General features: G+C 38.7%; 6 protein-coding genes and 1 pseudogene. 5 read left to right on the forward strand and 2 right to left on the reverse strand.

Annotated features, from left to right (window positions below; translation table 11 throughout):
* Both menH and priA read right to left on the reverse strand, forming a co-directional pair.
* Positions 1–721 (reverse strand): 2-succinyl-6-hydroxy-2,4-cyclohexadiene-1-carboxylate synthase (menH, locus tag AC33VI_RS17210; RefSeq protein ID WP_491783491.1); only part of this gene is annotated, 721 nt, incomplete at its 3' end.
* A gap of 119 nt (positions 722–840) precedes the next feature.
* Positions 841–3,486, reverse strand: a pseudogene (gene priA / locus AC33VI_RS17215) (primosomal protein N').
* A gap of 774 nt (positions 3,487–4,260) precedes the next feature.
* On the opposite strand from priA, the gene AC33VI_RS17220 reads away from it, so the two are divergent.
* The 5 genes from AC33VI_RS17220 (at position 4,261) to AC33VI_RS17240 (ending at position 9,174) form a co-directional block, all read left to right on the forward strand.
* A complete protein-coding gene (locus tag AC33VI_RS17220) occupies positions 4,261–5,331 on the forward strand; it encodes an RNA polymerase sigma factor, RpoD/SigA family (protein WP_491783496.1) in 1,071 nt (356 codons plus the stop codon).
* 192 nt (positions 5,332–5,523) lie between these two features.
* Positions 5,524–5,952, forward strand: coding sequence for an NfeD family protein (locus AC33VI_RS17225; protein ID WP_491783492.1), 429 nt, complete (start codon positions 5,524–5,526; stop codon positions 5,950–5,952).
* Positions 5,953–6,097: 145 nt separating this feature from the next.
* Complete coding sequence (locus AC33VI_RS17230) at positions 6,098–7,351, forward strand: cation:proton antiporter (protein ID WP_491783493.1); 1,254 nt, start codon at positions 6,098–6,100, stop codon at positions 7,349–7,351.
* A 156-nt stretch (positions 7,352–7,507) separates the two neighbouring features.
* A complete protein-coding gene (locus AC33VI_RS17235) occupies positions 7,508–8,515 on the forward strand; it encodes an SPFH domain-containing protein (protein WP_491783494.1) in 1,008 nt (335 codons plus the stop codon).
* 17 nt (positions 8,516–8,532) lie between these two features.
* On the forward strand, positions 8,533–9,174 hold the full coding sequence (locus tag AC33VI_RS17240; protein ID WP_491783495.1) for a DUF1802 family protein: 642 nt from the start codon (positions 8,533–8,535) through the stop codon (positions 9,172–9,174).
* Positions 9,175–9,248 lie beyond the last annotated feature (74 nt).

Genomic DNA, 9,248 nt, shown 5'->3' on the forward strand with positions numbered 1-9,248 from the left:
CAGTATTTTCTACTACCTTTAACTTAAATTGAGGAGATTTTAAGTTCATCTTTTGGTTAATCGCCACAAATTTAGGATCTAATTCACCTACTACTAAGAGTATGGGGAGCTTAATATTTATTAGCTCTTCCCAGAGAGAAGATTGTCTTCCCAAACCCAAACAACGTAAAGACTGGGCTAATTGCCAGGGGTTATTATTCAATCTTCTGGCGATCGCATGATGATAATTAGGATGGCGAACTAAAGAAGCAAATAGAGGATTTTGATACCATCTCTCTAAAAACAAAGCAAAGTTTTCAGTTTCTAGTTTATTTGCTAAGATGGCATCTTTTTTAAGGCGTTCTTCTCTTTCTGCTTGAGTTGGTAAACCAGGAGAAGCGGATTCCACAACGACTTTAACAAAATATTGAGGAAAATAAACCGCCAAATATAAAGCTAGCCTTCCCCCCATAGAATAACCAACTAAAATACATTGTTCGAGCGATAATTCTTGCAACAAACCAACAATAGCGAAGGCTACATCGGACATTCCGTAATCGCCATTCCATTTTCCAGTCTTTCCATGTTCGGGTAAATCGACTAGCAAGCAGCAAAAATCATCTTGCAACAGATCGACAACTTCTTGAAAATCCCGACTACTCCCCATAAAGCCATGCAAAAACAAGATAACAGGTTTATGACGACTGCCCTTTATGATGTAGTGTAAATTGCGTAGCTTCATTTCTGGGGGATTAGGTGACTAGGGGACAACAAGAAAGCGTAGCTACTTATTACTTATTACTTATTACTTATTACTTATTACTTATTACTTATTACTTATTACTTATTACTTATTACAAATCACTCCATATTGATGGGATCGACATCAATAGTCATGCTGACAGACTTGGGTAAATGCGATCGCAAGCTATTGAGATCGGGGAGGTTAGATTCTTCTAGAGGAAATTTAATCAAAATTTGCCAGCGATAACGACGGGCTACCCGCATGATACTAGCGGGTGCAGGACCTAAGATATCGTATTCTGGACTGAGGATATCGATTAAAATATCGGCTAAAGTTTCTGCTGCTTGCTCTACTTCCTGACTATCTATACTGCTTAATTTGATTAAAATCAGTTTTCCATAGGGAGGGTAACTCAACTCTTCCCTAGATTCTAATTCCGCTCTACTAAAGCGATCGTAATCGTGATTTTTCACCGCTTGAATTACAGGATGTTCTGGAGAATAGGTTTGCACGATAACCTTTCCTGGGGCTTCTCCCCTTCCCGCCCTTCCTGCTACCTGAGTCATGGTTTGAAAAGCTCTTTCGGCGGCACGATAGTCGCTACGATGTAACAAACCATCCGCTGCGACAATTCCCACTACTGTAACCCCCGCAATATCTAATCCCTTAGTTAACATTTGCGTGCCAATTAGAATATCAGCTTCTTGACGCACAAAGCGATCGATTAATTCGCGATGCGCCCCTTTTCTATTCCTAGTGGTATCGCTATCAAACCGAATCGATCGCAATTCGGGAAATAATTTATTTAACTCTTGGGTTACCTTTTGCGTGCCACTACCAAAAAACTTGAGATAGGGAGAACTACATTCAGGACAAGATTTGGGTTGCAGGGCAGTATAGTTGCAATAATGACAGCGTAATAATTTTGCTGCCCCTTCATGACTGTAGTGATAAGAAAGAGAAACATCACAGTGGGGGCATTCGATTACATAACCGCAACTGCGACAAGAAACGAAAGTACTGTGTCCCCGTCGAGGAATAAACAAGATTCCTTGTTCTCCTTTCTCTTGCATTTCTCGTAGGGCGTTTTGTAATGTTCCACTAAAAATAGAACGATTCCCCCGACTTAACTCTTGACGCAAATCGATAATAGTTACCTGGGGTAACGGACGAGATCCAATTCTACTTGGCAATGAAAGATAAAATTTATTGTTATCACTTATCTCTATCTCCTCGTCTCCCAGTCTCCCCATCTCCTCGTCTCCTCGTCTCCCATTCTCCTCGTCTCCCAGTCTCCTCGTCTCCCAGTCTCCCCATCTCCCAGTCTCCCAGTCTCTAACCGCAACCAAACTTTCCAAAGAAGGAGTAGCCGAACCCAAAATTAAGGGACAATCATTAAACTCCGCCCGCCAATCAGCTACCTGACGAGCGTGATAGGTAGGTGCGGGGCGATTTTGCTTAAAACTGGAGTCATGTTCTTCATCCAGGACGATTAAACCCAAATTTGGCAAGGGAGCAAAAATCGCCGATCGCGTGCCGATAACTACTTGGGGTTCTCCTTGAATGGTTTGTCGCCAAGTGTCGTAACGTTCGCCTGCCGATAGTTTGCTGTGATAAACGCATACTTGCGTTCCAAATCGGGCGCGAAAACGGTCTGTTAGTTGGGGAGTCAGACCAATTTCGGGGACTAAAACTAATGCCGATTTATTTTGAGCTAAGATTGGCGCGATCGCTTGTAAATATACTTCGGTTTTTCCCGATCCCGTTACCCCATGTAGCAGAATTTTGGCGTAACTAGTCTGGGCTTTAATGACAGCTAAGGCTTTAGCTTGCTCGGGGCTTAGTTCTTTAGGTGAATCTGGAGTTTGGGCGACTCCCTGTTCTTTCCGCAATACCTCGCGATCGTCTAAGATTATGTAGCCTTTATCTACTAGTTTTTTTAGGGTTGGCAAAGTGGTTTTGCAGGATTTCAGGAATTCTGTCTGCCAAGCTTCTCCCCCTTCGTTTTTGAGGATATTTTAAATTTCTTTTTGTCTGGTGGTCAAATCATTTAATAAGCTTCCAGAAACCAAAGTAACGGCGGTTTTTAGTTTGGGTTTGGCACGTTTTGGGTCTTCAAGATAGTTTTCAATCCAGCCTCGTTTATTTAACTCTCGAATACCGCGACTTGCTCCTTTAATCTGGCTTTTGAGATAACTGACGCTATAATCTCCATCTTTTTGACTTTGCAGCAGTTTTAGAACTTTTCCCGCCACCGTATTACAAAAATTCTCCGCACCTGGAGGAATTGCTGCTTGATTTAATCTGATTCTACGTTGCGATCGCCCTAACAAACCAGGAGGAAGAGCAACGCGAATCGTACTGATAAGATCGGTACAGTAATAGTTAGCTATTTTGCCTAATAATTGCCAATATCTGGGAGGAAAAAAACTCGATGTAATAACATCTTCAATGGGACGAATACTATCTATTTTTAGATCTTGAGGAGGATCGATTAACAAGCGAATGACAATACCACCGTGAGTTTGCATTCCAAAAGGTACGCTGACAATATCTCCTGCTGCAACTAATAAACCTGGGGGAAGACTATAAGTATACAACTTCTCTATTCCAGGACAATCTACTAAAACTTCGATCCATTTTCTGACATTAGTTTCATAATTTTGTTCGGGTTCTGCTGCGATAAAAGTAGTTGGTTCTAGAGATTCTGCTAAGTCTTCGTAATTTAATCGAGATAGATTGCTATGAGTACCCGTTAACATCAGATTATTACCAACATTCGTACAAAAATACTATCTTACCAATAAAAATTCAGCTTAATTACTTTAAAGGTCAATTGTTTTCTCTAGTTTTTATTTTTATCAGTGATATTACGTAAAATCACTTAATAATCGTAATTTGAAGCAATTAAAAAAAAGACTAACAAATCCTGTAACCTTTACCGCTTAAGCAATCTTCATAGTTTATAATCAAGACAAAAATTTTCTCAGCCTGAGATTAAGTTAGCAATTCATTACAAAACTTTATTTAGGGTAAAAAAGAATACAGTTTTTTTCAAGGTTTAATGGAAGTATGCTTAATTAATTCTGCCAAAATATAGAAATAAGAAGTTAGCTTACATATTTAGGAAATAAACATGAACGATAACTACTAAAAACCTTTAACAATAGGAGATTGTACTCAATTCATAGTCCCATACGTTACCCCATTTTTACAAAAAAAAACATTAAGAAAAGATGTGATTTTGCTAGATTGATTCCGAAGTATGAGACTTTAATAATCATACAATCAGTAAGAAAATAAAGCTAGAATTTGAAAAAAACTGTCAAGGATAAATTAGCGATAAAACCGTTTGCCTAAAGATTTAATAAAACTTTTAAGAGAGCTAATTCGACATAAGTAGAGCAAATATAAATTTATCCTATCAGTTAAATATTGATAATAAATTTTTCGTAAATATCCAAATACTTCTTTAGCAAAATTTAGGAATAAAACTAATGAGTACAGCAAAACTAACAGATAAAACCGCGTACGATATCGACATTGCTCTAGACGAAGATGCCGCCACAATTGATGAAGATTTAAAATTAGTTGAAGCAGAATACTCTTCAGGAGACAGCGAAAATCCTGAAGCGAATAGTCGTCGCAAACTTCCTTTAGAAGATAATATAGGTGCTTTTTTCAAAGAAATGGCTCGTTACCCACTCCTAACAGCAGAAGAAGAAATAACTTTGGCTAATGATGTCAAAATGATGTTGGAGGTGGAGAAAAATAGACAAAAACTCATTAGCAAGCAAGGAGAAAAGCCAAGTAAAAGCACATTAGCAGCTGCTATGGGTTTGGAATCGGAACGCCAACTAGAACTATTGCTTTATAAAGGCAAAGTAGCCAAGCGTAAAATGATTCGTTCTAACCTGCGTCTAGTGGTTTCCATCGCCAAACGCTATCTCAATCGTGGCGTACCTTTTCTAGACTTAATTCAAGAGGGTGCGATCGGTTTAAATAGAGCTACTGAAAAATTCGATCCCAATAAAGGTTATAAATTCTCTACCTACGCCTACTGGTGGATCAGACAAGCAATCACTCGCACTATTGCTAATGATGCTCGCACCATTAGATTGCCGATTCACATTGTTGAAAAGCTCAATAAGCTCAAAAAAGCCCAACGCAACCTCAAACAAAAACTACAACGCAACCCCAACGAATCAGAATTAGCCAAAGAATTAAAAATTTCTCTTGCCCAATTACGTCAACTGTTAGAATTGCGCCGTCAATCTTTATCTCTCAACCATCGAGTTGGTAAAGCAGAAGATACCGAACTAGTAGATTTGTTGGAAGACAGCGATCTTCAATTACCCGAAGATCGAATGAATGAAACCATGATGCGTCAAGAAATTACCGATGTCTTGGATGATGTCTTGACTCAAAGAGAAAAAGACGTGATTTGTCTCCGTTATGGGTTGTCCACCAGCCAGCCTTACACCCTAGAAGAAGTGGGCGGTATGTTTAGCCTTTCCCGCGAAAGAGTGCGCCAAATTCAAAGTAAAGCCATGCGCAAACTACGTCGCCCTCAAGTAGCTCGTCGCTTAAAAGGATGGTTAAATTAATTAACCCTAGTTTTATCAAGATGTAGTATGCGATCGCCTGTCAAACCAGATTAGATCTGACATTCAAGGCGATCGCAATTTGCTCATAATGGCAACACGCCAGAATTTATAGATTGCCACCTTAGCGTTGTTTATTTTTAAGCTTTAAAATGGATTTGTAAGGCTACAACAGCGCGATCGCATTTATTTACTATGCTCAATCCTACTTTGGTTTGGATAATTGCAGGGGGGATTCTCTGCATGATGGAATTTGTCTATCCCTCAGCATTTGTCAGCTTTATGATGGGTGTGGCTGCAATGTTAGTGGCGATTGTCTCTTTGTTTTTACCTAATCTAATCATATTAACCGCTCTTTGGTTGGTTTTTGCTACGGCATTAATTATTCTCTCGCGACGTTTTTTTACTCCCAAAAGTAAAGTAGCAATTACAGGTGATGATGTGGAAGCTAAAGCTATTAGTGGTATTCCTGCTGGAACAATGGGGAGGGTTCTTTATGAAGGAAATTCTTGGCAAGCAAAGTGTGCTGATGAAACTAGAGATATTGCTCCTAATGAAGTTGTTTATATCGTGCAGAAAAAGGGCAATACTTTAATTGTTTTACCTTACAAAATGCTTGATTGAAATTAATTCAAATAATATAACATCCAACTAGCGATATATTTATTTTTAAAATAACTAATTATTAACAATAAAACCTTAAATAGATTTAATCTTAACCATAACTAAGCTAAGTTGAGGCAAATTTGATTAAGCAAAAAATTAATTGATGGATACCTATATTCTTAGCTTGCTCATTCTTGGCTTATTACTATTGGGCGTAACTTTGGGTTCAGGTTGGATCGAAAGATTGCCCCTTTCTTATGCCATAGTTTATCTAATTGTAGGTATTTTATTAAGTTCTTATGGTTTGGGTTTAATTAAAGTCAGACCAAGTACCCAATTCCTGGAAAGGCTGACTGAATTTATTGTTATTGTCTCGGTATTTGGTTGCGGGCTAAAAATTAATCGCCCCCTCAAACTTTGGGCGTGGCAATCGACAATAAGATTGATTGGTTTGTTGATGCCAATTTCAATTTTTACCCTGGCAGCAGTCGCCCATTATATTTTAGACATGAGTTGGGGGGCTGGAATATTACTAGGAGCAATTCTCGCCCCTACCGATCCAGTTTTGGCTTCTGAAGTACAGCTAGCCGACGTAGAAGATCAAGATGAATTGCGTTTTGCTCTCACTTCCGAAGGTGGGGTAAACGATTCTCTTGCTTTTCCTTTTGTTTATTTCGGTATTTATGCCGTTCAAGATTCTAATTGGGATAATTGGTTCAAAAAGTGGGTGGCGATCGATTTAATTTGGGCGATCGCAGCAGGAGTTATGATGGGCGTTATTATTGCCAAAATAGTAGTCTGGATCGATCGCAGGTTACAAAAACTTCGTCCTGCCAACGATTTAATGGAAGATTTTGTAGCACTTAGTATTATTCTGCTCGCTTATTCCATAACCGAACTAGTCTACGGTTATGGTTTTCTGGCTGTATTTGTTGCTGGTTTGGTGGTGCAGCGAAGCTATTTTCCCTTTCAGGACAAGCGAATGGCACAATTAGAATTTACAGAACAAATAGAAAAGCTATTAGAAATTACGGCGATCGTTATTTTAGGAACTGTATTATTATTTGCACCAATGGTTGAATATGCAGGACAATCCCTATTAATTGCAGGAATGTTATTTTTAATAATTCGCCCTGTAGGTGTTTGGTTAGCAATGTTGCCAGGACATTTACCATCAAATACCCGTCGCTTGATGGGATGGTTTGGGATCAAAGGTTTGGGTTCGGTTTATTATCTCACCTATGCTTTAGGTAAAGAAGTAACGGGAGATGTTGCCGAACAGATTCTCTGGATTACCTATACGATAGTTGTATTCTCGATAATTCTTCATGGCATTACTGCTTATCCCTTAATGGCTTGGTATGAAAATATAAAAAAAAATAGGGAAAACAACAAAACGATCTCAGGAAAAAACTAAATCGATCGACTACCTAGCTCTTTTGTAGAGAGCAATACCTAATCTCTAACCTCAAACTAACTTTCAGAATTAAACTTAATAAATTAACCCGATCGCATTTAATCGGAGTTATAACTAAAACAATATTAAAATTCAATATATTTGAGGCTCTAAATCATGACTCAGTTTCTAACTCTAATTTTATTGATGTTTTTTGGCTCGGGTGTAGCAGGTTCGGTCAAAATTGTTAAAGAGAAAGAAGAGTATCTGATTGAAAGTTTGGGTAGCTACAAAAAGAAACTAGAGCCAGGATTAAATTTCGTCGTTCCCTTTATCGATAAAGTAGTTTACAAAGATACGGTCAAAGAAAAAGTTCTAGATGTTCCCGCTCAATCTTGTATTACTCGCGACAATGTCAGCATTACCGTAGATGCGGTGGTTTATTGGCGCATCATGGATATGTACAAAGCTTTTTATAAGGTAGAAAATCTTCGAGATGCCATGGTGAATATGGTTTTGACTCAAATTCGTTCGGAAATGGGTAAATTAGAACTCGATCAAACCTTTACCGCTCGTACTGAAATCAACGAAATTCTGTTGCGAGAATTGGATATTGCTACCGATCCTTGGGGAGTTAAAGTAACGAGAGTCGAATTGCGAGATATTATGCCTTCCAAAGCAGTACAAGACTCGATGGAATTACAAATGGCAGCCGAAAGACAAAAACGAGCTAATATTCTCACTTCCGAAGGACATCGAGATTCGGCGATCAATTCCGCTCAAGGGGATGCTCAAGCTAAATTATTACAAGCAGAAGCTGCCAAAAAAGCAGCTATTTTAAAAGCCGAAGCAGAACAGCAAGCCATTATCCTTAAAGCTGAAGGGGAACGTCAAGAACAAATCTTAAAAGCCGAAGCTACTGCCGAAGCCATGAAAATTGTCATGGATAAACTGCAAAACGATCCTAATGCCAGAGAAGCATTACAGTTTCTTCTAGCTCAAGAATATTTAGAGATGGGTAAAGAGATCGGTCAAAGTGATAGCAGCAAAGTTATGTTTATGGATCCCAATAGTATGATTTCTACTATTGAAGGAGTTCAGTCGGCAATTTCTCAAAAAACTACTCGCGATCGCCAAAATCATACTCCCGTAATTCGAGAAAATTTGTCTATCGATAAATATTAAGAAAAACTTTGACAGTTATGTTGCTTACTAAAGCTTTAAAAGAATGGGCGGTTGCCGTTGATGCTCTTACCGCAGGCAAAACTATAGTTCTATTGCGAAAAGGAGGAATCGGGGAAAAGAAATTTGAGGTCAAAAGCGATCGCTTTTGGTTGTATCCCACCTACGAACATCAAAAACCCCATTTACTTAAACCAGAATATTCCCAAAAAGTAAATCCTGTACCATCGGGATGGCATCCTCAGACAGTAGAAATTAAGAGTTATGCTGAGATAATCGATGTGATTTCTATCTCCGAACCACAAAAAGTAGAGGCATTATTGCCTTACCATATTTGGAACGAACAGATGATAAGCGATCGCCTTAAATGGAAACCCCAACAGCCATTGATGGTTTTATTACTCAGGGTTTATCATCTCGATTCTCCCCAATCTATTCCTTTCGATCCTGCCTATGGTGGTTGTAAATCTTGGATTGATTTATTAGAATCAATTTCCATCGAATCATCTAGTTCGGCGATCGAAGACAGTCATTACCAAAGATTGATAACAGAAATTAAAGATTTAACCAAATGTTGTGAGAACTCTCAGTCTTCGGCTTCGCCAAGGCTGGGACGGGGCTTATCAATACCTGGGGAAACCCCAGGTAACAGCCCCTCATGAATCACAATTATACAAACATTTTTTGTGTTTATCATCATATGATATAGTGGTAAACATGATAAGAGTAGCACAAA

The organism is Waterburya sp., assembly GCF_058530065.1.

Coding starts and splice junctions, on each gene's coding strand:
- AC33VI_RS17225 (WP_491783492.1), top strand. CDS start 5,524: ATGCTCAATCCTACTTTGGTTTGGATAATTGCAGGGGGGATTCTCTGC.
- AC33VI_RS17240 (WP_491783495.1), top strand. CDS start 8,533: ATGTTGCTTACTAAAGCTTTAAAAGAATGGGCGGTTGCCGTTGATGCT.
- AC33VI_RS17230 (WP_491783493.1), top strand. CDS start 6,098: ATGGATACCTATATTCTTAGCTTGCTCATTCTTGGCTTATTACTATTG.
- AC33VI_RS17235 (WP_491783494.1), top strand. CDS start 7,508: ATGACTCAGTTTCTAACTCTAATTTTATTGATGTTTTTTGGCTCGGGT.